This window comes from Streptomyces sp. NPDC001339 (genome assembly GCF_042895955.1).
Lineage (GTDB): Bacteria > Actinomycetota > Actinomycetes > Streptomycetales > Streptomycetaceae > Streptomyces.
The window spans coordinates 107,679-132,904 of sequence record NZ_JBIAWT010000008.1; the positions used below are offsets into that span (position 1 = coordinate 107,679).

The 25,226-nt window shown below is 70.0% G+C and carries 19 protein-coding genes; 13 read left to right on the forward strand and 6 right to left on the reverse strand.

Features of this window, described 5'->3' with window-relative positions; all coding sequences use genetic code 11:
- Positions 1–62: 62 nt before the first annotated feature.
- Positions 63–251: a DUF397 domain-containing protein gene (locus tag ACFY12_RS24140; RefSeq protein WP_390717963.1), complete on the reverse strand. Its 189-nt coding sequence runs from the start codon at positions 249–251 to the stop codon at positions 63–65.
- Entirely contained in the window at positions 248–1,084 is an 837-nt protein-coding gene (locus tag ACFY12_RS24145) for a Scr1 family TA system antitoxin-like transcriptional regulator (protein WP_390717964.1), read from the reverse strand. Before ACFY12_RS24145 ends, ACFY12_RS24140 begins: the two co-directional genes overlap by 4 nt.
- A 591-nt stretch (positions 1,085–1,675) precedes the next feature.
- Between ACFY12_RS24145 and ACFY12_RS24150 the strand changes: the two genes are divergently transcribed.
- The 6 genes from ACFY12_RS24150 (at position 1,676) to ACFY12_RS24175 (ending at position 8,644) form a co-directional block, all read left to right on the forward strand.
- Positions 1,676–1,870, forward strand: coding sequence for a hypothetical protein (locus tag ACFY12_RS24150; protein ID WP_390717965.1), 195 nt, complete (start codon positions 1,676–1,678; stop codon positions 1,868–1,870).
- 262 nt (positions 1,871–2,132) lie between these two features.
- Positions 2,133–2,819, forward strand: a complete 687-nt coding sequence (locus ACFY12_RS24155) for a response regulator (RefSeq protein ID WP_390717966.1) — start codon at positions 2,133–2,135, stop codon at positions 2,817–2,819.
- A gap of 252 nt (positions 2,820–3,071) precedes the next feature.
- On the forward strand, positions 3,072–3,854 hold the full coding sequence (locus ACFY12_RS24160) for an ABC transporter ATP-binding protein (RefSeq protein ID WP_390717967.1): 783 nt from the start codon (positions 3,072–3,074) through the stop codon (positions 3,852–3,854).
- Between the two features lie 119 nt (positions 3,855–3,973).
- A complete protein-coding gene (locus tag ACFY12_RS24165; protein WP_390717968.1) occupies positions 3,974–6,700 on the forward strand; it encodes an ABC transporter permease in 2,727 nt (908 codons plus the stop codon).
- A 261-nt stretch (positions 6,701–6,961) separates the two neighbouring features.
- Entirely contained in the window at positions 6,962–7,585 is a 624-nt protein-coding gene (locus ACFY12_RS24170) for a hypothetical protein (protein ID WP_390717969.1), read from the forward strand.
- A 153-nt stretch (positions 7,586–7,738) separates the two neighbouring features.
- Positions 7,739–8,644, forward strand: a complete 906-nt coding sequence (locus ACFY12_RS24175; protein ID WP_390717970.1) for a maleylpyruvate isomerase family mycothiol-dependent enzyme — start codon at positions 7,739–7,741, stop codon at positions 8,642–8,644.
- A gap of 77 nt (positions 8,645–8,721) precedes the next feature.
- Here ACFY12_RS24175 and ACFY12_RS24180 read toward each other — a convergent pair whose 3' ends face one another.
- Positions 8,722–9,468, reverse strand: a complete 747-nt coding sequence (locus ACFY12_RS24180; RefSeq protein WP_390717971.1) for a TetR/AcrR family transcriptional regulator — start codon at positions 9,466–9,468, stop codon at positions 8,722–8,724.
- 37 nt (positions 9,469–9,505) lie between these two features.
- On the opposite strand from ACFY12_RS24180, the gene ACFY12_RS24185 reads away from it, so the two are divergent.
- The 6 genes from ACFY12_RS24185 (at position 9,506) to ACFY12_RS24210 (ending at position 19,189) form a co-directional block, all read left to right on the forward strand.
- A complete protein-coding gene (locus tag ACFY12_RS24185; protein WP_390717972.1) occupies positions 9,506–11,062 on the forward strand; it encodes an FAD-dependent monooxygenase in 1,557 nt (518 codons plus the stop codon).
- Between the two features lie 428 nt (positions 11,063–11,490).
- Positions 11,491–14,625 carry a BTAD domain-containing putative transcriptional regulator gene (locus ACFY12_RS24190; protein WP_390717973.1) on the forward strand — a complete coding sequence of 1,045 codons (3,135 nt, stop codon included), beginning with the start codon at positions 11,491–11,493 and terminating at the stop codon, positions 14,623–14,625.
- 159 nt (positions 14,626–14,784) lie between these two features.
- Positions 14,785–15,951, forward strand: coding sequence for a serine hydrolase domain-containing protein (locus tag ACFY12_RS24195; RefSeq protein ID WP_390717974.1), 1,167 nt, complete (start codon positions 14,785–14,787; stop codon positions 15,949–15,951).
- A gap of 933 nt (positions 15,952–16,884) precedes the next feature.
- Entirely contained in the window at positions 16,885–17,550 is a 666-nt protein-coding gene (locus tag ACFY12_RS24200) for a metal ABC transporter ATP-binding protein (RefSeq protein ID WP_390717975.1), read from the forward strand.
- Positions 17,547–18,425 carry a metal ABC transporter permease gene (locus tag ACFY12_RS24205; RefSeq protein ID WP_390717976.1) on the forward strand — a complete coding sequence of 293 codons (879 nt, stop codon included), beginning with the start codon at positions 17,547–17,549 and terminating at the stop codon, positions 18,423–18,425. The genes ACFY12_RS24200 and ACFY12_RS24205 overlap by 4 nt, the downstream gene beginning before the upstream one ends.
- A complete protein-coding gene (locus ACFY12_RS24210) occupies positions 18,368–19,189 on the forward strand; it encodes an ABC transporter substrate-binding protein (protein WP_390717977.1) in 822 nt (273 codons plus the stop codon). Before ACFY12_RS24205 ends, ACFY12_RS24210 begins: the two co-directional genes overlap by 58 nt.
- A gap of 58 nt (positions 19,190–19,247) precedes the next feature.
- Here the strand turns inward: ACFY12_RS24210 and ACFY12_RS24215 are convergent, their stop codons facing one another.
- On the reverse strand, positions 19,248–20,963 hold the full coding sequence (locus tag ACFY12_RS24215; protein WP_390717978.1) for a class I adenylate-forming enzyme family protein: 1,716 nt from the start codon (positions 20,961–20,963) through the stop codon (positions 19,248–19,250).
- Positions 20,960–22,765: a CoA transferase gene (locus ACFY12_RS24220; protein WP_390718215.1), complete on the reverse strand. Its 1,806-nt coding sequence runs from the start codon at positions 22,763–22,765 to the stop codon at positions 20,960–20,962. The genes ACFY12_RS24215 and ACFY12_RS24220 overlap by 4 nt, the downstream gene beginning before the upstream one ends.
- Before the next feature lie 177 nt (positions 22,766–22,942).
- On the opposite strand from ACFY12_RS24220, the gene ACFY12_RS24225 reads away from it, so the two are divergent.
- Positions 22,943–24,160: an acyl-CoA dehydrogenase family protein gene (locus tag ACFY12_RS24225; RefSeq protein ID WP_390718216.1), complete on the forward strand. Its 1,218-nt coding sequence runs from the start codon at positions 22,943–22,945 to the stop codon at positions 24,158–24,160.
- Here ACFY12_RS24225 and ACFY12_RS24230 read toward each other — a convergent pair.
- The gene (locus ACFY12_RS24230) at positions 24,150–25,226 is read right to left on the reverse strand and encodes a sugar ABC transporter permease (RefSeq protein WP_390717979.1); all 1,077 of its coding nucleotides are present in this window, start codon (positions 25,224–25,226) and stop codon (positions 24,150–24,152) included. The genes ACFY12_RS24225 and ACFY12_RS24230 overlap by 11 nt on opposite strands.

Here is a 25,226-nt window from a genome sequence, read left to right on the forward strand (position 1 = left end):
GCCCCACCACTCCGAGCGGGTGGAGTGGTGGGGCTCTGCTCGGGAGCCGGGACGGCTGAGGCTCAGCCGTGGGTCTTGGCGAACTGCAGGAGACCGGCGAACGCCTCGTGAGTCAGGGTGAGGCGGGGGCCGTTCGGGTCCTTGCTGTCCCGGACGGGAACGACGTCCGGGATATTGGCGGCAACCTCGATGCAGTTACCGCCGTTGCTGCTGTAGGAGGACTTGAACCAGCGAGGGGAATCGGTCGTCACGAGATGCCCTTTCGTACCTGCTCGATCATGGCCACGGATGTCGCCTGCGACAACGCTTCGGCCTGCAACTGATGGTAGGCCGTCAGCATGGGCAGCACGGCAGTGGCTTCGCGCTCCAAATGCCCCCGTGCCTGTGACTCGGCATACGCGACCACGGATCGGTCGGCCAGAGTGAGGAGGTTAACCGGCAGGTTGAACGCTCGCCGTGCTCCTATCTCGAAGGGCGACACCTGTAGTACCCAGTTGGGGAGGGAGGCGACTTCGACCAATCGCCGAAGCTGAGCTTCCATGACCTTGGCGCCGCCAACCGCATGACGGAGGCAGCTTTCATCCATCACCACAAGCACCATGGGGGGCCGGGGTCGCACCAGCGCGGCTTGCCTCTCCGCGAGGAAGGAGACGCGATCCTCGGCTTGTTCGGGCGTGATGGCTCCGCGCTGTACGTCTCCACCCGCCAACGTCCGTGCGTATTCAGGTGTCTGCAACAGGCCGGGGATGATCCCGACTTCGAACAGTCGGATCTCCACTGCCCGGCCTTCGTAACCCACGTACTCCGGGAAGCCCTCCAACAGGCTGCCGTTCCGAAGTTCGCGCCACTGACGCTCGAACGTGTCTGCCGTGCCCTCGGTGCCGAAGACACGGTCTGCACTGCGCGAAAACCGCAAAGTTGCAATCTTCCGCCCAGTTTCAACCGCTGAAATATGCGAGCTGGAATATCCCATCTGGTCGGCTAAGCCTTCCTGCTTCCAGCCGCGCGCCTCCCGCGAGCTGCGCAGACGTGCCCCATAGGCCGCCTGGGGTGAGCTGTCCGGCTCCAACTCCTTGCGATTCAAGGGACTTTCACCAACCTATCTTCCCCATCTGACACGTTGAGTGACTCTCGACTGTAGGCCACGCTGAGGCCTCCCGGTAGCGGAATGGCTACAGAGAGGAGTCGTCGTGATGACCTACCGCCGTGGCGTGTGGCTCATGGACACACAGACTGATCGGGTCGGAGAGATCATGGACACCAGGCACGGGGCAGTCCAGCTCCGACCGCCCGGCGGTGGCCGCGAGTGGGACGCCAAGCCGAGTGCCCTACGGCTGGCCAGCCCGGAAGAGCGCAAACGGGCGGGCGTAACGCGATGACGACCTGACAACCTCCTGATCTCCCGGCCGGCCGCTGATACCACTGAGGGCCTCGGCGGCCGGTCGGGGTGCAACCCCCGGCAGAGTCGGGCCGGGGTGCGCTCCGTCTCCTTCCCCCAAGTGCGGAGACGTGGGAGCGCGAAGCGGTCGCCCGGTTAGCGGGCCGGGCGACCGCCACAAGGTTCCCGCCCTGTCATGGCACGTTCGGTCGGCCGAGGCGGGGCACCAACTCTCCGTCTACAGAAAGGATTAAGCATCAGTTGCGGAGTGGGCGACTGTGCCGACAGAGTGACGCCATGAGCGACATCTACCGCCCATACGCCCCGAAAAACCCACCAGTTCGGTGCGTCAAGTGCTTTGAAGCCAATGTCATCCTGTCCGAAGCGCGGCACCCCGATACCGGGGAGATGTTCTGGCGATTCACCTGCCTGGACTGCCGCGTTGCATGGCCCCAGGACCAGCACGGAGGCGCACCGCACGAGTACGAGTGACTCAAAGAGGTGAGTGTGATGAAGCGTTTGTGCACGGCAATTCGATCCGCCCTCATCCTGCGAAACTCAAGCTGCGCCAGCTGCGGTTCTTGCAGCGTCGTCACGTACGACGGAAAGACGTACAGCTGTCTGGACTGCGGTGCGTCATGGACGGTTGGGTGGGATAGCCCTCTGACTGGTCCCGTCCGTGCGCTGAACCCCGTGGCGCATGGGCGGGGCTTCCTGTCGCACCGAACTCGGACGCTCCCCGTAGCCTGGGCGCATGGACGAGATGCCTCAGGACCACCGGCCGGCACCCTGTGTACGAGTCCTCCTCGCCGATGACGAGGAGATGATCCGGCACGGTATCCGGCTGATCCTGCGGCACGCCGAGGGCATCGAGGTGGTGGGCGAGGCGGTCAACGGCGCCGAGGCCGTCCGGCTCTCCGCCGAACACCGGCCCGACGTGGTGCTCCTGGACATCCGTATGCCCGTACTCGACGGGCTCGCGGCCATCGAACCGCTGATCGCGCTCGACCCCAAACCGCAGGTCGTCATGCTCACCACCTTCGGTGATGACGAGAACGTCACCCGGGCCCTGCGGGCCGGTGCCACCGGCTTCCTGCTGAAGGACGAGGGGCCGCAGGAGCTGATCCGCGCGGTGTGGGCGGCGGCCGCAGGGGACGCGGTGCTCTCGCCGGGCGTCACCGGGGCCGTGATCCGGCGGATGCTGAGCGGCGGCGGGGCCGGTGACGCCGCCCCGGAGAGCAGGGTGGCGGGGCTGACGGGCCGGGAGCGGGAGGTGCTGGTCATGCTGGGGGAGGGGCTGTCGAACCCGGAGATCGGCAGGCGGCTCGGCATCGGTGTGGGGACGGTCAAGACCCACGTGAGGTCGATTCTGGAGAAGACGGGTTGCGGCAGCCGGGTACAGGCGGGGCTGCTGGCGCACCAGGCCGGGCTGATGGGCTGAGGCTGCCTGGCTGAAGTGCCTGGCTGAGGTGCCTGGACTGCGGGACGGTGCCGTCCGCGCGGTCTTCGGGTAGATCGGGTAGAGCTGTCGGCTCTCTCTTTGGGTAGAGGGGGCCGTGGTCCGTGAAGGTGATGAGGCTGCCGCGGGTCTGCCGATCGGCAGGGGGCGCATTCGCGACCTGAGGGCGACGGATCCGGGGGTGTGCCGCGGCCACGATGGTCGGGAGTTTCGCACCCCGTTCCAGGAGCACTTATGCCGCAGTCTGCCACTGCCACCACCCGCCTCCGCATCCCCGCCCCCGTTGCCGCCCGTGCGACGGGACTGACCAAGGTCTACGGCGAGGGCGAGACCCGCGTGGTCGCCCTTGACTCGGTGAACGTGGAGTTCGGGCGTGGTCGGTTCACCGCGATCATGGGGCCGTCCGGTTCCGGCAAGTCGACGCTGATGCACTGCATGGCGGGGCTCGACGCCATCTCCGGTGGCTCTGCCCGGATCGGTGATGTCGAACTGCACGGACTGAAGGACCGTCAGCTGACCAGGCTGCGGCGGGAGAAGATCGGTTTCGTCTTCCAGTCGTTCAACCTGCTGCCCACGCTGGATGCCCTGGAGAACATCACGCTGCCACTGGATATCGCCGGCCGTAAGCCCGACCAGGAGTGGCTGGAACTGATCGTGGGGACGGTCGGCCTGTCCGGGCGGTTGCGGCACCGTCCGTCGGAGCTGTCCGGCGGCCAGCAGCAGCGGGTGGCGGTGGCACGTGCGCTCTCCGGACGTCCGGAGATCATCTTCGCGGACGAGCCGACCGGCAACCTCGACTCCCGTTCCGGCGCGGAGGTCCTGGGCTTTCTGCGCGATTCCGTACGGGAGTTGGGGCAGACGGTGGTGATGGTCACCCACGATCCGATGGCCGCCTCCTACGCGGACCGGGTGCTCTTCCTCGCCGACGGACGCGTCACCGACGATCTGCCCGCCCCCACCCCCGAGACCGTGCTGGACCGTATGCGGCTCTTCGACGCCAAGGGGCGGACGAGCTGACGCGCCCCTCCGGCACGGTTTCTCCTCCCACGTGGCTCCCTGCCCCCACCGCGCACCTCTCCCCCCCACACACACAAGGCTCCCCGCCCCACCGCGTACCTCAGGACTGACATACCGCCATGCTGCGTACCGCCCTGCGCAACGTCCTTGCGCACAAAGCCCGATTGATCATGACCGCGCTCGCGATCCTGCTCGGTGTCGCCTTCGTCTCCGGAACCCTCGTCTTCGCCGACAGCACGGCGAACGCCCTCCGCAACGCCTCGGCCCAGAGCCTCAAGGGCGTGGCCGTCTCTGTACGGGCGGAGGCGGCCACCACCGCAACGGATGCGGCTGCCCCCGATGCGGCTGCCCCCGGTATGGCGGGCGCTGTGGATGGCCGGCAGAACTCCGTCCTCGACAGCGCGCTGGTGCGGAAGATCCGTGCGCTGCCCGGCGTTGCCTCGGTGCGTCCCCTCGTCCACGGGCAGGTCACCCTGGCCGGTAAGGACGGCCGCCCGGTCAACGCCGACACCAACCGGCAGAATCTGGCCACCAATTACCAGCCCGGCCAGGACGGCAAGGACGGCAAGGACAGCGGCTTCCCGCTGGAGGATGGCCACTCCCCGTTGAAGGACAGCCACTTTCCGCTGAAGGAAGGCCGCGGCCCCGCCACCGCAGATGAGCTGGCGCTGGACGCGCAGACCTCCGCGAAGGCCGGCTACCGGATCGGCGACACCGTCCGCTTCGCCACCGACGGGCCCGCCCTGGCCAAGAAGCTGGTCGGCATCGTCTCCACCGACAACCCCCAGGTCACCGCCGGCGGCACCCTCACTCTCTTCGACACCCGGACCGCACAGACGCTCTTCCACCACCCCGGCCGGTTCGACGAGATCGCGGTCGCGGCCGACCCCGGCACCGACGCGTACGCGCTGACCGATCAGGTGCAGGCGCTGCTCCCCGACCACGGTGCCAGGGCCACCAGCGGTGCCGAGCTGGCTGCCGAGCAGTCCGCCGAGATCGCCAAGAACACCGGATACCTGACCAAGACGCTGCTGGTCTTCGCCGGCGTCGCGCTGTTCGTCGGCGTGTTCCTCATCGCCAACACCTTCACCATGCTCATCGCCCAGCGCAGCCGGGAGATCGCGCTGCTGCGGGCGGTGGGTGCCTCGCGCCGCCAGGTCGTCCGCTCCGTCCTCGTCGAGGCCGCCCTGCTCGGCCTGGTGTCCTCCGTCGGCGGGTTCGCGCTCGGCCTCGGCATCGCCGCCGCCATGGGCCCGCTGCTCAACACGACGGGTGCCGCACTGCCCGACGGGCCGCTGGTCATCACGCCCGCGGCCCCGCTGGCCTCGCTCGCGCTCGGCGTCCTCGTCACCGTCCTGGCCGCTTGGCTGCCGTCCCGCAAGGCCGCGAAGATCGCCCCCGTGGCGGCGCTCAGCAGCGTCGACCAGGCCCCGCCCGCCCGCGCCCTGAGGGTCCGCAATGTGCTCGGCACGCTGCTCACCGGGGCCGGGGTCCTGGTGATGCTGTACGTCTCCACGCTCAAGACCAGCGCCCCGTCGAACCTGATGGTCGCGATGCTCGGCGCCGCGCTGACCCTCCTCGGCGTGATCGCGCTGGCTCCGCTGCTCTCCCGCCCGCTGATCACCCTGGCCGGCCGGGTCACCACGCGCTTCTTCGGCGTGGGCGGCAAGCTGGCGAAGGAGAACGCGCTGCGCAACCCGCGCCGCACCGCCGCCACCGCCTCCGCCCTGATGATCGGGCTCGCCCTGATCACGGGCCTGACCGTCGGCGCTCACTCCTCCCAGCAGGCCATGGCCAAGGAGGCCACCCAGGGCCTGACCGCCGACTACAAGGTCAACTACGGCACCGCCCGCGGACTCGACGCGGATGCCACCGGCGAGCTGGCCCGGGTGCCCGGAGTCGCCGCGGCCGCCCCCGTCGCCACGGCGCAGTTCGACACCCACGGGGAGTCCGCCGTCATCACCGGCACGGACCCGAAGGCGTTCGGCAAGGCCGTACGGCTCGACTTCCGCGCCGGCTCGCCGCACGACATCGGCCCCGGGAGGATCGCGGTCTCCGACGAGTTCGCCAAGCGAGCCGGGCTCCATGTCGGCGCCACCCTCGACGCCGAGATGGGAGGCGGCATGGACAGCGGTAACGCCCCCAACGCGAACAAGACGAACAACAAGAACACGACGAGCACGGCGAGCAAGAACACAAACAGCAAGAAGCTGACGGTCGTCGGTATCTACGCCAAGACCCGCACCGTCGACGAGGCCCTGGGCACGCTCGACGACGTCCTCCCGTACTCCGTGACGAAGCAGCTCGACAGGCTGCTGGTCAAGGCCGAGCCGGGTAGGGCCGGCGGCCTGGAGCGGAAGATCCGTGCCGCACTCGGCGACAGTCCGCTGCTGAAGGTCCGAAACCAGGAGCAGCTCGTCAAGGACAACAATGAGTCGGTCACCACGGTCCTCAGCATGATGTACGGGCTGCTCGGCATGGCCGTTGCCATCGCGATCCTCGGCATCGTGAACACCCTGGCCATGTCGGTCTTCGAACGCACCCGGGAGATCGGGATGCTGCGCGCCATCGGCCTCGACCGCGCCGGGATCCGGCAGATGGTCCGCCTGGAGTCGGTGGTCATCTCACTGTTCGGCGCGGTGCTCGGCATCGGCACGGGCACCTTCCTGGCCTGGGCCGCGGGCGGCCTCACCACGACCTCGATGCAGGAGTACGAAACGGTCCTGCCGTGGGACAGGCTGGGCACCTTCCTGGTGCTGGCCCTGATGATCGGCGTCCTGGCCGCCATCTGGCCGGCCCGCAGAGCGGCCCGTCTGAACATGCTGCGCGCGATCCAGTCGACCTGAGCCACGCGGCGGTCCCCCCCCCCGAAAGCCATCTGAAGAGCGGCGCGGCCGACCAGCGGTCGACGCCCGAGAAGTTCCCAGCAATTCCCAGCAGTTCCCAGTAGTTCCCGACAGTTAAGGAGATTCGCGTGACAACCGTGACAACCATGACAGCACAGTGCACCATCCCTGCTCGTCGAGACCAACGGAGCGGCGGAGCCGAGCGCCGGTCCGGCCGTACCGCACGGCGCGTGAGCGCGATCGTGGCCCCCCCTCGCGGCGTTGACGTTCCTCACGCCGGTGGCGGCGCACGCGGACGAGGTCAAAGGCCAGGACGCCGGCAAGGACCCGAAGCTGGCCGCCGAACTGATCGCCTACTGCCAGAACAACGCAAGCGAATGCCAGTTCAGGCCGTACGGGAACCCGCCTCAGACGTTCGACACGGCGCCCGAGGTCGTCTCGGAGAAGAAGTACAACTGCTCCCGGACGGAGAGCCTCGGCGCCAAGTACGCCGTCTCCCGGAAATTCGGCGGGAGTTACACCATAACGACGGGCGTCACCCTGGGCGCCGAGGCAGGAGGAAGCCCGTTCGACATCGCCGTCAAAGGCTCGATCCAGGCCAAGTACGAGGAAGCCCATTCCTGGAACTGGGAGACCAGCACCACGGAAGAGCTCAACGCCACGATCAAGCCCCGGAAGGCCGGTTTCGTCAAGGCCGTCAAGCACATGAAATCCGTCGAGGGATCACTGTTCGTCAAGCGGTACAACGACAGCGGCGTCGGCTACACCTACTACCTCCTCGACCACATCTTCGCCGCCATGCAGGAGCGCACACCGTCCCTCGTGGCGGACGAAGCGGAGATGACGTCCCAAGAGATCCAGAGCTACTGCTCCACCGCTCGGTAGCCGCGCTGCTTGTCAGCGCGTTGTGGCGAGGGTCCGTCGACATGCCGACGGACCCTCTGCCCCACCCCTTCACAGGGTGATTCACACCATGAGCGAACGGAACATGCGGAATATTCAGTAGTCGACCGGGCATCCGGGGAGCAGGCTTTGGCCATGACCTCCCAGCCCGATGCCGTCCCGGACCATACCTGGCTCGGCGCCCCGATCGATGCCCGCCCTCTGTTCGCCCCTGAGCACGCGGCGCTGATGGCCACACTGCGTGGCCTGGCGCCTGCCGACTGGGGCAAGGAGGCAGTGCCGGGCTGGACGGTGCGTGATCTGGCCGCGCACCTCCTCGGCGACTTCTACGGGCGCCTCGCCCGGGACCGTGACGGTCACCGGGAAGGGCCCGGTTTCGCGCTCGGTGAGACGCTGGAAGCGTTCATCCACCGCATCAACCAGGAGTGGGTGGATGCCATGGCCCGGGTGAGCCCGGCTGCGCTCACCGGCACCCTGGACCTGATCGGCGGGCAGGTGGCCCGCTTCTTCGAGAACGCAGACCCCGCTGCCCTCTCGCTGGGCGTGTCGTGGGCCGGTGCCGATCCGGCGCCGATGTGGTTGGACAGCGCCCGTGACTTCACCGAGTTCTGGACTCACCGCCAGCAGATCCGCCACGCCGCCGGCCTGGCCACCGACCCCGACCCGCGTGTCCTGTCCGTGGTCCTGGACACCTTCATGCGTGCCCTGCCCCACACCCTTCGTGACACCACAGCACCTGTCGGCACGCAGATCCAGATGATCGTCGACGGCCCGGCCGGCGGCACCTGGACCGCCACCGCCTCTGCCACCGCCTCTGCCTCCGTCACTGCCACCGCCTCCGTCACCGCGACCGGGTCCCGGTGGTCCCTGGCTGAGCCGGACGCCGGGCAACCCGCCGCCCTCGTACGTGTGGACGCGGAGACCGCGTGGCGCCTGTGCACACGCGGTATCGATCCGGACACCGCCCTGGCTCGTGCCCGGATCGACGGCGACCGTCAACTGGCCGAAGCTGCCTGCCGGATCGTCTCCATCGTCTACTGACACCTACATGAGCATGGCGTGTCCACCGGTCAGACGGGAGCGCTCGGCTTCCGCCTCGCCCGGATTGATGGTGACCGTCAGGCCGGGGGCCGGTCCTCTGGCGGGAGCAGGGTGGCGAGTCCGTCGAGGAGCCATTCCTGGACCTGCTCGAAGGACTGGGGTTCAGGGGTGAGGCGCTGGGGGTCGGTGGCCCAGCCGATGAAGTGGGGGTGCTTGCCCGCGGCCGCGATGCGTTCGAAGTAGGGGGCTGCGGCGGCGGCCAGGTCGCTGTCCGAGTGGAGTCCGACCCGGGCCCGCATGGTGTGTTCCTCCAGCAGTGCGAGTCCGGAGCCCAGGACGTGGCCGAGCACGGTCTTGATGAATCCCATGCGGGTTGCCGCGTCGAGTCCGAGCGGTTCGAGTTCGGCCAGTGCGGTGTCGTAGAGGTGGAGGGCGTTGGGCCCCATCGGGGGACGGCTGAAGGCGAGGCGCGCGAACCAAGGGTGGCGCTGCACCGCGTCCCAACTGGTACGGCCGAGCCCCCGGAGCGCTTCCCGCCAGCCGTGGCCCCGCGGCACGGTGATCTGGCCGTAGACCTGGTCGGTCATGAGGTCGACCAGGCCGTCTTTGCTGCCGACGTAGCGGTACAGGGCCATCGGGCTGCGTACGCCCAGCCGCGCGGCGAGTGCCCGCATGGTGATCTCGCCGGGCGCCTGCTCATCGGCCAGTTCCATCGCGGCGGTCACGATGCGCTCGCGGCTGAGCTGCTCGGTGGCGCGCGGTGGCGCGGGCTCGTCGAACCACACCAGCCCACCGGGGATGAGCCGGCGTTCGGAAGAAGTCATGGTGGATTCACTGTAACCGTGGTGTACGTTGTCCACCATGAGTGGACAACGTACACCGACTTCCGAGGTACTCGTGGTGGGCGGCGGACTGGTGGGACTCACCACCGCGTTGGTGCTGCGCCACCACGGTGTGGCGGTGACGGTGGTGGAGAAGCGGTCGACCACCTCGCCACAGCCCAAGGCCCGCCGCTTCCACATGCGCAGCATGGAGATCTTCCGGGAACTCGGACTGGCCGAGCTGGTCCATCACGCGGCACGTGATCTCGCCGGTCACGACCGTATGGCCGTGGGACGGACGCTGGCCGAGGCCGAGCAGCTGCCGCCGTGGCAACCGTCGGGTCCGGGCGGAGCCGTCGTCGAGGTCAGCCCGGAGGCGCCCTGCCTGATCGCCCAGGACGTGCTGGAGCCGGTGCTCCGCCAGGCCGCGGTCGACGCCGGAGCCACGGTGCGCTTCGACACCGAGCTCGTCGCCTTCGAGCAGCACGACGACGAGGTGGTCGCCGACCTCCTCGACCGCGTGGGCGGGGACCGTTCGCGACTGCGGGCCCGGTACCTGGTCGCCGCCGACGGCGCTCGCAGCCCCATACGCCAGGCACTGGGCATCGGCCGCTCCGGCCGCGGGGCCATAGGCGAGCCGAGCGTGAACGTGTACTTCCACGCCGATCTCGGCGAGGTCGTCCGCGGCCGGGAGTTCAACCTCTGCCAGCTCGAGCACCCGGACGCACCCGGCGCACTGGCCTCCGTCGACGGCCGTCACCGCTGGGTGTTCATGGGCAACGGCAAGGCCATCGACCGGGACTGGCCCGCCGCCCTTCGCGCGGCCCTCGGCGTTCCCGCCCCGGACCTCGAAATCCGCAGCGTCCTGCCCTGGCAGGCCGAGATGCTCATCGCCGACCGCTACTCCTCGGGCCGGGTCCATCTGGCCGGTGACGCCGCGCACGTCATGCCGCCCTTCGCCGCCAGCGGCGCCAATACCGGAATCGCCGACGCACACAACCTGGGCTGGAAACTCGCCGCCGTCCTGCGTGGCCATGCGGCACCGGCGCTACTGGACAGCTACGACGCGGAGCGCCGTCCGGCCGGATGGTTCGCGGCCGACCAGTCGAGTCGCCGTACTTTGAACCTCCGCGATCTGATGTCGGCACCCGAACCCACGCTCGCTCACACCCTCGTCCTGGCTGCAGGCGGCTTCCAGTACACCGAAGGCGCCCTCTGCAACGACCCGGAGAAGGCCAACGATCCGGAGAAGGCCAACGACCCTGAACCGATCACCGAATTCAACCCCGTCGGCCGGATCGGCACCCGCATCCCCCACCGCTGGCTCGACCAGGCCCGCACCCGGTCGACGATCGACCTCGCCGGTCCCGGCTGGGCCCTGTTGACCGGCAACCGCACCCCGCACCCCACGCCCGGCCGGACCGGCCTCGCCGTACACCACTGCGACGTGGACTTCCTGCCCGCCGAACAGTCCCTGCTCGTCAGGCCGGATCACGTCATCGCCTGGCGGGGCACGGATCCCACCGCGGCCACCGAGGCGTTCGCCGCGCTGCTGAACGGCCGGGGCAGCGCGACGGAGTTGTCGCCTACCGGATGACGACGCCGTGCGGGGAGCCCGCATGGCGGGGGGCGTTACACAACCGCGTGGCCCAGCACCACCGTTGCCACCTCCTCGGGGCCGTCCTCCGGGAGAATATTCGCCCGGACGCATGTGAGAGACTCCCCGCACAGTCCAAGCGGTCCAACGAGCAGTCCAAGCAGTGCCATGTGGTCCAACGAGCAGATTCGGTGCATCCGAGTGACTTGGTGCTGGACGGGGCGAGCCGACGAGGGGCAGGGGGTGCCACCGCGCTTCGGGCTGCTCGTTCTGCTCGCGGTGGGCACGGCCGGCGGCTGTGACTCTCGCGCCGTTTCCGGCACGCTCTCGGCCTGGTGTGGCCCGTGCAGCACGATGGGATGTGCGCCGGGCTGTCCCGGCTGCGACCGAGGCGGGGAGTGCTGGGCGGTTGTGAAGGGCCGGTGGGGATGCGGATAGCGGTGCTCGGGCCAGTCCGGGCGTTCACCGACGACGGGGCGCCGATCGACATCGCGGGTGTCAGGCTGCGTATGTTGCTGGGCCAGTTGGCGCTGGCCACGGGCGAGGGAGTGTCGTCGGAGTCGCTCATCGACGGCTTGTGGGGCGCGAATCCGCCTGCAGAAGCGGTCAACGCGTTGCACGCGCTGGTGTATCGGCTGCGGAAGGCCCTGAGCGGCACCGGGACCCTGGAGTCGGTCGCGGTGGGCTACCGGCTTGCCGTGCCGGCGGAGAACGTGGACGCGCATCGGTTCGAGGAGCTGGCCGCACGGGGCAGGCGGGAACTCGCCGCGGGCATGCCGCAGGAGGCTGCGGCCCTGCTAGGCGAGGCACTCGCGCTGTGGCGGGGGCCCGCGCTCGCCGACGTGCTCGGGGCCCCGTTCGCCGGCACGGCCGGCGCGCGGCTGGAGGAACTGCGCACCGCGGCCCTCGAAGACCGCTTCGAAGCGGAGCTGCGGCTCGGCCACCATGCCGAGATCCTGGCCGACCTGGAGGCGGCGTCCGCGGATCATCCGCTGCGGGAACGGCTGGCCGCGCTGCGCATGCGCGCGCTGCATGCGGCCGGCCGCCAGTCCGACGCGCTGGCCGTGTACGAGGAGGTTCGCGGCAGGCTTGCTGACGAGCTCGGCGTCGATCCCTCGGCCGAAGTCCAGGAGACCCATCTGGCCGTGCTGCGCGGAGGGCCGGCTCGGCCCGCGGCGCGATCCGAGGTGGCGCCGGGCCGTCTGCCGGCGCGGCTGACCACGTTCGTCGGCCGGGACAGCGAGCTGACCTTGCTCGCCGAGCTGATGGATGCCTCCCGGCTGGTCACTGTCGTCGGCCCCGGGGGTGTGGGCAAGACCCGGCTGGCCGTGGAGGCGGCGTCCCGGCATCGGGCCTATCGGCATGGCCGGTTGTGGCTGGTTGCGTTGGTCGGGGTGGGCAGCTCCGGTGGAGTTGCCGACGCGGTCCTCGGCGCGCTCAGCACGTCCAACGGCCGGCCCTCCGGTGGCGGTCGGGCCGAGCCGCTGGATCGGGTGGCCGAGTTGCTCGGCGCGGGCGAGGCCGTGCTCGTCCTGGACAACTCCGAGCATGTCATCGGGGCCGTCGCGGAGTTCGCCGGTCAATTGCTGGAGCGCCGGCCGCACTTGACCATCCTCGCCACCAGCAGGGAGCCGCTGGAGGTCATGGGCGAGGCGCTCTGCCGCCTCGGCCCGCTCGACCTGCCTCAGGAGAACGCGGATGCGAGCGGAGCTGCCGAGTCGGCCGCGGTACGGCTGTTCGTCGACCGGGCGGTAGCCGTACGGCCCGGTTTCGCGCTCGACGAGTCCACCGTGGGCCCGGTGGGGGAGGTGGTACGGCGGCTGGACGGGTTGCCGCTCGCCCTGGAGCTGGCCGCGGCCCGGCTGCGGTCGATGAGCGCCGACCAGATCGCGCGGCGGCTCGACGACCGGTTCCGGCTGCTGTCCACGGGCAACAGGGCGGCGCAGGCGCGCCAGCGCACCCTGTACGCGGTGATCGAGTGGAGCTGGGACCTGCTGACCGACCAGGAGAGGGCGCTGGCACGGCGCATGTCGGTGTTTCCCGCCAGATTCGGTGACGCCGCGGCCGAGGCAGTGTGTTCGGATGAGCGGACGCTGCCGGCCGGCGACGTCATCTACGTTCTCGGTTCGCTGGTCGACAAGTCCATTGTGGAGCAGGCCGGGAACGGCTACCGGATGCTGGAGACCATTCGCGCGTACGCCGCCGACAAGCTGCTGAACGCCGTTGAACGCGAGTCGGTACAGGACCGGTTCACACGGCACTTCGCCACGTTGGCCGAGGAACACGAACCGCGGCTGCGCTCCGGTCAGCAGCAGGAATCGCTGGAGCTCTTCGCGGCCGAGTACGACAACCTGGTGTTCGCGCTGCGGGCAGCCATCGACGGCCAGGACGCGGATACCGCGATCCGGCTCCTCGGTCCGCTCTACTGGTACTGGAACACGCTGCGGTATGACACGCGGGCCGAAACCTTCGTAGCGGGGGTGTTGGAGTTCGGCGACGCGTTGCCCGAGGACGCCCGGGCCGCCTTCACCGCGCTCCACCTCCTGGCCGGCGCCGGCGGGCCGACCCTCGACGCCGAGCGGGTGCGCGCCGTGCTCGAAGACTGCGCGCACACCGGCGCGCTGGAGCGTTATCCGATGGTGCTGCTGGTGACGCTTCCGATGGGCCACCTGCTCGGCCTGGACGATCTGGTCGAACGCCGGATACGCGAGGTGCGCAGCCGCCCGGACCGGTGGGCCACCGCCTGCACGTACATGGTGGACGCCTTCATACGTCACGATCGCGGCGACTGGGAGGGCAGCGTGAGGGCGCTGGCGCACGCGTTGCGCGAGTTCGAGCAGACGGGCGACCGCCTGTGGACGGCGATGGCGCTGGCAGGCGTGGCACACGTCCACTCCATCCAGGGCGATGACGAGAAGGCGATCGCCGCCTACCAGCGGAGCATCGCACTCGCTCCGCAGGACGAGATCCCCTACCGGCTCGCGCTCGCCACCGAGCGGATGCGCGCCGGCGACCTGGAGGGCGCCCGGCGCGACATCGACGCGGCCGAGCGGGCGGCCTGGGACCGCGGCGGGCGACTCATGGAGAGCGAAGTCCTGGTCGCCCTGGCCGAGCTGTACCACCGTGCCGGCGAGCCGGAACGGTCCGACCAAGCGCTCGACCGGATGGTGGCCCTCGCCCGCGAGACATCATCCCTGTCCGACGAGGCGATCGAGGACCGGATCGCGTCAGCGAGGATGGCGAACCTCCTGGCGGCCGGCGACACCGTACGGGCGCGCGAACTGCTGCCCAGGACCATCCGCGCGGCGTTCGCCCACCGGGACATCGCACCGGCCGCCCAGCACCTTGCCGGGCTGCTGCTCGCGGAAGGCGATCCAGCAGGCGCGGCCACCGCGCTCGGCATGAGCCAGGCCATCCGCGGCGCCTTCGACGACGGCGCCCCGGAGCTACGCGAGCTCGCCACCGCACTCGCGCGGCGGCTCGGCCAAGCGGCATACGACCAGGCGTACCGCCGGGGCGCCGAGATGCCACGGCAGGACGCACTCGACCGCCTGGCCGTCTGATCCCGCCTGATCCCGTCTGACGGCAGCACACCTCGGCTGTCAGAGCGCCATCAGACGCCTGTCATCACCGGTCGACATCGTTACGGCGTACTGAACGAGCGGGCGAACCGCCGGGTACCGGGAAGGGACCTGGCGGCTCCCCTCTGGAAGGGAATCGACATGACGAACTCCGTAAGCCCCGGGCGCGAGAAGGTCCAGCAGGTGCTCGACTGGGCGGTGGGCGAGGTGGGCGTGCCCGGCATCGTCGCCGAGGTGAAGGACGCGAACGGGACCTGGTTCGGCTCCGCGGGAGTGGCCGACATCAAGACTGGCCGCCGGCGCCAGCCTGGGGAGTATGTGCACACCGGGAGCTGCAGCAAGGCCCTGACCGCCGCCGCGGTGCTGCAGCTGGAGGCCGAGGGGAGGCTGAGCCTCGACGACACGGTGGAGCAGTGGCTGCCCGGCCTGCTGAACGTCAACGGCTACGACGGCAACAAGATCACCATCAGGCATCTGCTCAACAACACCAGCGGCCTGTTCCCCACCGGCATCGCGCCGGAGCTGTCATACCGCTACGCCACCCGCTCCGGGTTCACCAAGCACCGCTTCGACCCCTGGACCACCGACGAGCTGCTGAAGATCGCCGTGTCCCAGCCGCCGGTCCACGAGCCGGGCGAACGCTTCACGTACTCCAACGGCGGCTTCTACCTCGCCGGCGCCATCATCGAAAAGGCCACCGGCAACAGCTACGCCGAGGAAGTCGACCGCACGGTCGTCCAGCCGCTCGGCCTGACCCACACCTACGTGCGCCCTGCCGACGACACGGGATACCCGAATCCGCATCCGCGGGCGTACTCGGGGCTGTTTTTGAAGGACGGCGTCGACCCGGCGGAAATCACCGCGGAGAACTGGCAGTCACTGCTGGAAGATCCTTCCCTCGCCCCCCTCGACGTCACCGAGTTCAACAGCTCGTGGGGCTGGGCCGCCGGCAACGTCATCTCCACGACCGGCGACATGATCCGGGTGTCCAACGCGTTCGCGTCCGGCAGCCTGCTGCCGGACGCCCAGCACCGCGAGATGTGGACCACGGTCTCCACCGAGGGCGGCAGCTGGATGCCCCACGCCCGGTACGGCCTCGGCCTGTACGAGCTGGACAAGGCGGTCACCGGCGGACTGACGCTGCGCGGTATCGGCGGCAGCTTCTGGGGGTCCCACATAGCCATCGTGGGTACCCCCGACGGCGAGCACACCATCGCCCTGCATACCAACACCGAGTTCAAAACCTGGGCGATCCTCTTCAAGATCATTGAGGCGGAGTTCGGCACACCCGCCATCGAGGGCCTGTAGCAGCAAAACCTTGTCAGCGCGTCCACCGAGATCGCTCGTGGACAGCTCGCCAGTGCTGCCCGAGGAACGAGTCAGGGGCCTGACCCGCTTTCGCGGATCAGGCCCCTGACCTGTTGTTTCTTCAGTCGGGGTGGCGGGATTTGAACCCACGACCTCTTCGTCCCGAATGAGGTTCGGGCGGGATCAGCACCTGCCTGTTTGGCGTTTCCCCTGGTCAGGGTGCTGGTCTCGGTGGGTCTCGGGTGGCGCTGGGAGGGCTCGGGGAGCGAGTCGGCTCCCAAACGGCTCCCAGGGGCAGAGGGGGAGCACTTGTCACGTGCCGGTCGTGGCACGCGGATGGCACGCGCCCCGAAAATGTCTGGACAACGAACAAGCCCCAGGTCTCCGACCTGGGGCTTCTGCCTGGAGGAGGTGACGGGAATCGAACCCGCGCTCTGAGCTTGGGAATCAGGGGGCTTTCGGGTGGCCAGTGGCTTCCTGACCAGCTAAGACGCTGCAGCTGGGGTAGGCGTGCCCGGTTGAATCTCTCACCCATGTTGGCCGTTGGTTACCGCTCCATCTGGCACGGAAGTGGCACGGTGATCGCCACTCCCACTGCCAGGCCGGGTTGAAGCCCGTCGCCAGGCTCCAGTCACTCGTCAAGCTGCTGTGCTGTTCGGCCGGATTGCTATGGGGAAGTGTGCACGATCCGGCCGGTGTGGAACTGGGCGACGCTCGTCCAATGGTGGCTCCCGTTCGCTCCTCAGTGGGGTTCTGCCCGCAGCAGTGGTGTCTCGACGGATTCGCACGGTGCGTGGTGCGGGGTCCCATGGAGGACGCCGTCGCGGATGTTCCCGGCGTCGAGCGGTTGCCGTCGACAGGAACGCATTGCACGGGAACTCGACGTGTGGTCGAGCCGACTAGTGGGGCGTGGAGCGGAGCGAGGATCGATCGGTGTCCCTGGAGGCACCGCAGGCGGGCGGTGCGGGCGCGCTCGATGTGCGGCTGCGGGGGGTGGTGTGCCGGCATGGGCGTCTGGAGGCCGTAAGTGGGGTCGATCTGGAGGTGCGTGCTGGTGAGCGGGTTGCGCTGACCGGGACGAACGGGTCGGGGAAGACGACGCTGTTGCGGGCGGTGCTCGGGCTGCATCGGCGGTTTGAGGGGGAGATTCTGGTCGGTGGACGGGGGACGCGTAGTGCCGCCGAGTGGGCCTGGCGGCGGCGGGCATGTGGGTGGATTCCACAGCGGCCTGCCGCCGGGCGCTTTCCGTTGCTTGCGCAGGAGTTGCTGGCGAGCAGCGGTGTTCCGGGGGAGGCGGCTCGGGCGGCGGAGCGGCTGGGCGTGGGGGATCTCGCGGACCGGCCGGTGGGTGGTCTCTCGGGTGGGCAGTTGCAGCGGATGCATCTGGCGCGGGCGGTGGGGTGTGTGGCGGCCGGGGCGGGGGTGCTGCTCGCGGACGAGCCGACCGCGGCGCTGGACTTCGCGGGGCAGGAGGAGGCCGCCGAGGTGCTCACTTCGCTGCCGGTGACGCTGATCGTCGTGACGCATGACCGGGCGATGGCGGCGCGGTGTGATCGGACGCTGGAGATGGCTGCCGGGCGACTGCGGGAGGTGGCGTGAGCGCGTGGGGGCAGGTCGGTGATCTGTTGCAGTTGGTGCCGGTGCAGCGGGCGGGGGTCGGGCTGCTGTTGGCCGCCTTTGGGCTGCCGGTTGTGGGTGTGGTGATCGTTGGGCTGGACATCATGCCGGTGCGGTTCGCGATGATGCATGTGGCGCTGCTGGGCATCGCGGTGGGGCAGTTGGTGGGGCTGGACCCGGTGGTGTGTGGGCTGGTGGCGTGTGCGCTGGCGGGGGCGGGGGTGGCTCCGTTGGCACGTACTGCGGATGGCCTTTCGGGGGCTATGGGGCTGTTGATGAGCCTGGCCATCGCGGCCGCGCTGTTGATGCTGGCGTTGTCCGGGGTGAATGCCAATGGGGCGTTCGCGCTGCTCTGGGGGTCGATTCTGGCGGTGCGGCCGAGCGACCTTGTGGTGCTGGGTGTGCTGGCGGTGGCTGTGCCGGGGGTGTTCGTCTGGCGGCGTCGCGAGCTGGCACTGCTGCTGCACGACCGGGAGTTGGCCTGGTGTTCCGGGGTGGCGGTGCAGCGGCTGACCGTTGTGCTGCTGGTTCTGGTGGCGGTCTCGGTGGCCGGTGCCATTCGCTTGACGGGCGCGTTGCTGGTGGACGCGCTGACGCTGCTTCCGGCGCTCGCCGCCCGTCGCCTGGGCCGGTCGTTGGTTTCGATCACGCTGTGGGCGATCGGTATCGGCGTCGTGGTGAACGTCGTGGGCTTTGTGATCTCGCTGGCCTGGGATCTGCCGCCCGGGCCGGTGCTCGTCCTCGCTGCGGGGGCGGTCGCCCTTGCCGCGCATCTCATCCCTGAACGGAGAACTTCGTCATGGCGTACGTCCGCTTCAGCTTCCCCTTCCGTCCCGTCGCCACCGTCACTGCACTGAGTGCGGGCCTGGTCCTGCTGACCGGCTGCGGTGGCGGCGCTGGCGCCGGCAAGGGAGGCGGGGAAAAGGCCGGCAAGTCGTCGGGTCCCGTCGTGGTCGCCACCTCCAGCTGGGAGGCGGCGCTGGCGAAGGCTGCCGGGGCTAAGAACGTCACGTCCATCGTTCCCGCCTCGATCAAGCATGCGCCCGACTACGACCTGAAGCCCTCCGATCTGACCAAGGTCGCCGATGCCGACTACGTCCTGTACGCCTCGTTCGAACCGTTCGCGGGGCGGATCAAGGACGCGGCGGGCGGCAAGGCGAAGGTGGTCGAGGTCAAGCTGGACAACGGGCCTGAGGCGACCAAGGCCGAGGTGACGAAGCTGGGGAAGAAGTTCGGGACGGAGCAGGCCGCTGCTAAGTGGAACGGTAAGTTCTCGGCGGAGTGGGACTCTCTGGCCAAGCAGGTGAAGGCCGCCTGGCCTGGAGGCAAGGCTCCGGTGGTGGCGGCGCAGATGTTCACGACGTGGGCGGCGAAGCTGGCGGGGGCAAAGGTGGTCGGTACGTACGGCCCGGAGGCGGTCACGCCCGCTCAGCTGTCCGCGCTGTCGGCGAAGAAGCCGAAGTTCGTGCTGGAGAACGAGAACATGTCGACCGGGACGGTGCTGCCAGGCTCGGGCGCCAAGCAGCTGAACATCGTGAACTATCCGGGCGCGGACCTGGACCTGCTGGGCGTCTACCGCAAGGCGGCCGGGCAGATGGAGAAGGCGTTCTCCGGTTCCTGACCGTCGCCTCACAAGGTGGGGGGAGGGGCCGCTGTGCGCGGCCCCTCCCCCTGTGCCGTCAGCCTGCCTGCGCGTGCTCGGTGGGGAATTCGGCGGCAGCCCGCTCCCGTAGGGCTGCGCGGTCGGGCTTGCCCGCCGGGGTGAGGGGCAGTTCCTCGGTCACCAGCAGCAGGCGCTCCGGATGTTTGCGGCGTTCCAGGCCACGGGCGTCCAGGTGGGCGCAGAGGCTCTCAAGTGCCGGTTTCCGCCCGGGCCTTGGGACGACGCAGGCCGCGAGTCGTTCGCCCATGAGCGGATCGGGGACTCCGACGCACAGCACATCGCGTACGTCGGGGTGGGAGGAGAGCTCGCCTTCGACCTCGGCGGGGCTGATGTTCGCGCCGCCGCGGATGACGATGTCCTTCAGACGGCCGACGACGCGCAGGGTGCCGTCGGTGTCCAGCATGCCGAGGTCGCCGGTACGGACCCAGCCGTCGGCCGTGCGGTAGCGCATGTTCAGCTCGGGTGCGCCGACGTAGCAGAGTGGGGTCATCGGGCCGCGGGCGATGATCTCTCCCTCTTCGGCGGAGGTGCTTCCGGGCAGCGGGGCTATCCGGATCTCGCAGACGCGAGGATCGGGTCGGCCGACCGCGATGCCTGGGCCACTGTCCTGGCTGTTGGCGGGAGGGTCACGGTCGGGCAGGCCGCCGTGGCAGTGCACGCCGTCTGCCGAACCGTAGAGGTTGACCACGGCACAGCCGAAGGTCCGGCGGGCCTCGTCGCAGGTGGCGGCGTCGAGCGCGGAGCCGCCGAGTACGAGAGCGGTGATCCCGGTCGGGAGGGTGCGTCCGTCCGGCAGCCGATCGAGCATCATGCGCACCATGGTGGGCACGCCCAGGACGTGGGTGGGCCAGTGGGTGCAGATCGCGTCCAGGGCGGCGTCGGGCGTGAAGTGGTCGAGGAGGATGAGGGATCCGCCGTGCTGGGCGAGGGTGACGGCGGTTCCGCTGCTGCCGAAGGCCGAACCGAGCGGCACCAGGAACAGGCAGCGGGGGCGCATGCCGTCCGGGAGTAGGGAGGCGAGCGAGTTGCCGCGGCCGCCGGCGAGCGCGTTGTGGGAGTAGGCCACCATCTTGGGCTCGGCTTCGGAGCCGGACGAGACCAGGATCCGGGCCACGGTGTCGGGGTCGGGGCGCGCGGGAGCGAACGCGGTCGCGTCGGTGCGGAAGAGGTCGGCCAGCGACAGACAGCCTTCGGGGGCTGGTCCGGGTCCTGCGGCGATCACTGCGCGCAGGGCGGGCAGCGCACCGGACGTGGTGGAGAGTTCGGCCAGTTCGCGTGCGTGCTCGACGCCGCGGTGTTCGGCGGCGGCGACGACCGCGCGGGCTCCGGAGCGGCCGAGCAGTGACAGGGCCTCGCGCCCGCTCCGTCCGACCGGGAAGGGCAGGACGACCGCGCCGAGTGCGGCCACGGCGAGGTCGGCCGCCACCGCCTCTCTGCCGTTGGGGAGCTGGACGCCTACGACGTCACCAGGGCAGACACCCGTTTCAGCGAGCCCGGCGGCAAGACATCGTGCCTGGTGGTCCAGTTCGGCGTAACTGACCTCGCCTCGTGCGTCGATCACGGCTGCGGCGTGCGGGTCGGTTATGCGTCGTGCTCGGAACAGCGCGTACAGGTCCAGGTCGGGGCAGTGGCCTTCGGCGGCCCAGGCGCGACGCAGCGGCGCAGGAACAAGATCGTGGAACCGGGAGTCGTGGAACCGGGGGGAGAGCTGGGACGGGGACCGGACGGTCATGCGAACCTCCAGGGCGGGGGAACGACGAGGGAACCGTGCACATCGCGGGTGAAGGTGCCGAGCATGCGTGGGTCTTCCGGCAGCGCGGCGAGGTCGGTGGTGACGGCCGTGGCGGACCGGCCATGCGTGCGCAGGGTGGCGACTGCCTGGTCTGACGTCATGTCGCGTAGCCGCACCGACTCGGCGCGGGCCGTGTGCGCGAAGTCGTCGGCCGGTGCCACCCACCCGTCGGCTGTCGGCAGTGGGCGGCGGAATCCGGCCGGGTGGCGCGGATCCTGGCCCGCTGCGGCCCGTCGCAGCGCGGGTGCGGTGAGCGTCTCCGCGGCGCCGAGCAGCGAGGACTCCACCCGCGCGCCGCGACCGGTGCGCTCCCGCAGCAGCAGCCCGGCCAGCACGGCCTCGGCGCCGACCAGTCCGCCGAGTACGTCGATCAAGGTCATGAGGGACGGGGCGGGCGGCTCGTCGGCGGGCCGGGCCGCTTCGCCGACGCCGGTACGGGCCTGGACCATGAAGTCGGTACCCATGGGGGCATCGGGCAGGCGGCCCGCCCAACCGCTGGTGTACGCGTACACCAGACGCGGGTTGACGGACGCGAGCCGATCGACGCCCAGCCCGCACTGCTCTGCCTTGCCCGGCGCCCAGTTGTGCAGGAAGACGTCCGCGTCGGCAGCCAGCTCGCGCAATTCGGCCTGACCGGCAAGGGACTTGATATCGATCTCCACGGCCCGCTTGCCCCGGTTGAGGGCGAGCCAGCGGGCGGAGACGCCCGAGATGCACGGAGGCATCCCGCGCAGCGGATCGCCACCGGGCGGTTCGATCCGTACGACGTTCGCGCCGAGCAGGCCAAGGAGATGGGCGGCGAGCGGGGCCTGGATGCGGCGGCCAGCTTCCAGCACGGTCAGGCCGGAGAGGGGGAGGGTGCCGGTGGGGAGGGGGAGGGCAGTGGACGGGGAGTCGGCCTCCCCGGGATGCGGCGTGAGGGTCCATGGCGCGGCGGGCGTCGCCTCCGCTGCCCGCTCGGCCAGTGCCCGCAGGGCGCACACCTCGGCCCCCGATGAGGCCGCAGCCTCCCGTATTCGGGCCCAGGAGGCGGCGTTCGTCGTCCGACGCAGGGCCTGGGGAAGGGGCGCGCAGGCGGTGGCGTAACGGAACTGGAAGGCGGGCCAGCCGCTGCGTATCGCCTCCTCTGGCGCGCCGAGTTGGCGCCAGAACCGGGCCCAGGGAGCGGGCTCCAGCGCCTCCAGCTCGAAGCGGGTGCCGCAGGCGGCGGTGAACGGTGGGCCGCCGGGAGCCGAGGGCACGGCCTCCGCTTCGGGCGCATTCGCCGCGGCGACGTACTGGGAGATCGTCAGCAGCGCCGCCCGGTCGGCCCCGGTGGTGATTTCGGTGGCCCCGCTCCCGTCACGTGCCTGCCTCAGGAGCGCGGCGAGCAGGCCCTGCACGGTGAGGACCGAGGCGCAGGTGGCGGCGTAGTCGACGGCGAGACCCCGGGGCCCGCCATCGCGTCTCCCGTGCACATGCATCATTCCGCTGGCTGCCTGGACGGTTGCCTCGTCGACGGCATCCGCCTCGGACAGGACGTCCGCCCAGGCGGTGTGTGCGGTGATCTCGCCCGGTCCCATTCCCGCGCCGGTCAGGGCGTACCGGGCGGAGCCTTTTGGCACGGCCGGCGATGCCGGTGCCCTTGCGCCTAGCGCCCGCAGATGGGCGAGTGCCGGTGCGGTGAGCACGGCAGGGCCGAAGACCCGTACGTCCACCTTCTCCAGCGGTCGGCCTGCACCGATGACAGTGGGATGCCCCAGGGCGTTCACGGCACTCCTCTCCCGCGGTGGCAGGGTGCACCGCGTATCGCCTACGGACCTGGACGTGCGGACGTACGGGAACTGGACGACGGCCTGGGCCGACCAACTCCACAGCCAGAAAGTCGGATTATCAGTTCACCGAGTTCCCGGTGAATGCGGAGGAAAGCCGTGAACCCAATGGATCACGCGCAGGCCACCCCGAGTGCAGACTCGTCCCTCGGCCGGGTCGGGTTCGGTCTGCCGGACTGCCCACCCGGCCTCGCCGAACTGCGAGGGCGCATAGCGGCGTTCGTGCGGGAACGGGTGATGCGCAGCGAGCCACTGCTCGACTCGGGCGGGCCGGCCGCACGCGCCGAACTGCTCAGACTCCAGGGGGAGGCGAAGGGCGCGGGGCTGTGGGCCCTGCCGTTGCCGGCTGAGATCGGGGGGCAGGGGCTTCCGCCGTCTCGTTACGCGCATCTGGCCGAAGCCGAAGGGGCCAGCGACCACGGTCCTGCCACCCTCGGCTCCGCGCCCTTGCTGGACGTGCTGATGCTCGGCCGCCACGCCACCGCGCCCGTCAAGGAGCGCTATTTGCGACGCATTGCCGCGGGCGAGCTGCGCACTTGCTATGCGATGACCGAGCCCGACACACCAGGCACCGACCCCGCACTGACCTCCACTCGCGCCGAGCCCGGGACCGATGGGACGTGGACCCTACACGGCCGTAAATGGTTCATCACGGGTGCGGGCGAGGCCGACCTGGTGACCGTCATGGCACGGACTGGCGACAATCCGGTGGACCTGTCGCTGTTCCTGGTGCCCACATCCGCGTCCGGATTCCGGGTGGTGCGCGAACTACCCGTCCTCGGGGTGGGCGGCCAGTGGGAGATCGAACTCGACGGCGTCACCGTGCCCCCGGAACACATGGTCGGCGAACGCGGCACAGCGCTGCACATCGCCGGCGAGCGGCTACGGCTCGGCCGCATCCTGCGCTGTCTGTGCTGGCTCGGACAGGCCGAGCGGGCCTTCGACCTGATGTGCGTACGAGCCCGGTCGCGGACCCAGACCTCCGGCCCGCTGGCCGACCGTCAGCTCGTCCAGCAGCTGGTCTTCGACTCCTTGCTGGCGATCCGGACGACCAGGCCGCTGGTGTACGAGGCGGTGGCCCGCCTGGACGCGGGCGAGGACACCCGACTGGAGACGGGGCTCGTCAAGGTCGCGGCGGCCCGGATGCTGCAACAGGTCGCCGACGCCGCGATCCAGGTGCACGGCGCGGCCGGACTCGGGCCGGACACCGCCCTGCCGTCGCTGTTCCGGATGGGGCGCGCGGCGCGGCTGCTGGACGGTCCGGATGAGCTGCATATCGCCGCGGTGGCACGTCGGGTCCTGCGTGCTTACGACGTCACATCGTGAACGGCTCCGTCAGCCCGGTGAGGAGCGCCAGCCCCCACGCAAGGAAGAAGTCTCCCCAGATCAGCTCGTGGCGGGTGGCGAGGCCACGCTCGGCGTCGTAGCAGCCGTCCTGCAATGCGCCCGTTGGGGACAGGTGTACTTCAGTCAACAGGCGCAGGATCAGGTGCGCCCGGACCGCCAGCCGGTCTCCTGCCTGCTCGTCGCCCGTGGACCGCGCGAGCGCGGCCAGCTTCAACGCGGCCACCGCCTCGATCGCTGCGGCCGATGTATCGACCGGGCCGTGCGGACGTGCGTCCTGCGCCGGCGGGATCAGCCGCGCATCCGGTGCGAGGCGCAGTGCGGCAAGGCGTCCTGCCGCCTTCCGCAGACTGTCGTTCTCGTCCCCGAGGTGCAGTCCGTCGGCGACCGCCAGCAGCAGCCACGCCGCCGTACGGCTCCAGCCGGGCGCGGGCTCGGGATAGGCCGTCCATGACCCCTGTGTCTGGGCCTGCCAGGCGGGACGTGGTGGGTTCTCGGACAGGCAGAGTTCGAGGTGCCGGGTGAGGTGGCTGTACGCGGCGGCCGGCCCATCGCCCGGCGCGTGCGTCAGTAGCGGTACGAGCCCAGGCACCCCGTCCGCCCGCGCCAGCAGCCGCGGCCCGCCGAAGGCATCGCCCCATGGCAGCAGCCCCAACTCCGCGTCATACGAGGCCAGACAGGCCCGCGCCGCCTCCTCCATCAGGTCGCCCGCCGCCTTGTCACCGCCCGACCTGCAGGCCAACGCGGTGCCGTACCAGAGCACCAGGCCGCGCGTGGCCGTGTCCTGCTCGACCCAGCACCGCAACCGCTGTGTGCAGTCGGCTGCCGCCTTCCGATGCGCCGGGTCACCCGTGGACAGCGCCCGCAACCACAACAGCCCGGCCCAGAAGCCGCCGGTCCATGAACCCCGGGAGGTGGTCGTCCAGGACCCGGTATCCGGGTCCGCGTACAGAGGGAAGCGTGGACCGATCTCGTCAGCTGTCACCGAGACCCGCGCCAACACGGACGCCAGCGCCAACTCGGCCCAACCAGCCTTTCCTGACGACAT

What these genes read in the sequence shown, in the direction of transcription:
- ACFY12_RS24150 (WP_390717965.1), top strand. Translation starts at nt 1,676, where the DNA reads ATGAGCGACATCTACCGCCCATACGCCCCGAAAAACCCACCAGTTCGG.
- ACFY12_RS24155 (WP_390717966.1), top strand. Translation starts at nt 2,133, where the DNA reads ATGGACGAGATGCCTCAGGACCACCGGCCGGCACCCTGTGTACGAGTC.
- ACFY12_RS24160 (WP_390717967.1), top strand. Translation starts at nt 3,072, where the DNA reads ATGCCGCAGTCTGCCACTGCCACCACCCGCCTCCGCATCCCCGCCCCC.
- ACFY12_RS24165 (WP_390717968.1), top strand. Translation starts at nt 3,974, where the DNA reads ATGCTGCGTACCGCCCTGCGCAACGTCCTTGCGCACAAAGCCCGATTG.
- ACFY12_RS24175 (WP_390717970.1), top strand. Translation starts at nt 7,739, where the DNA reads ATGACCTCCCAGCCCGATGCCGTCCCGGACCATACCTGGCTCGGCGCC.
- ACFY12_RS24180 (WP_390717971.1), bottom strand. Translation starts at nt 9,468, where the DNA reads ATGACTTCTTCCGAACGCCGGCTCATCCCCGGTGGGCTGGTGTGGTTC.
- ACFY12_RS24185 (WP_390717972.1), top strand. Translation starts at nt 9,506, where the DNA reads ATGAGTGGACAACGTACACCGACTTCCGAGGTACTCGTGGTGGGCGGC.
- ACFY12_RS24190 (WP_390717973.1), top strand. Translation starts at nt 11,491, where the DNA reads ATGCGGATAGCGGTGCTCGGGCCAGTCCGGGCGTTCACCGACGACGGG.
- ACFY12_RS24195 (WP_390717974.1), top strand. Translation starts at nt 14,785, where the DNA reads ATGACGAACTCCGTAAGCCCCGGGCGCGAGAAGGTCCAGCAGGTGCTC.
- ACFY12_RS24210 (WP_390717977.1), top strand. Translation starts at nt 18,368, where the DNA reads ATGGCGTACGTCCGCTTCAGCTTCCCCTTCCGTCCCGTCGCCACCGTC.
- ACFY12_RS24215 (WP_390717978.1), bottom strand. Translation starts at nt 20,963, where the DNA reads ATGACCGTCCGGTCCCCGTCCCAGCTCTCCCCCCGGTTCCACGACTCC.
- ACFY12_RS24225 (WP_390718216.1), top strand. Translation starts at nt 22,943, where the DNA reads ATGGATCACGCGCAGGCCACCCCGAGTGCAGACTCGTCCCTCGGCCGG.
- ACFY12_RS24230 (WP_390717979.1), bottom strand. Translation starts at nt 25,226, where the DNA reads ATGTCGTCAGGAAAGGCTGGTTGGGCCGAGTTGGCGCTGGCGTCCGTG.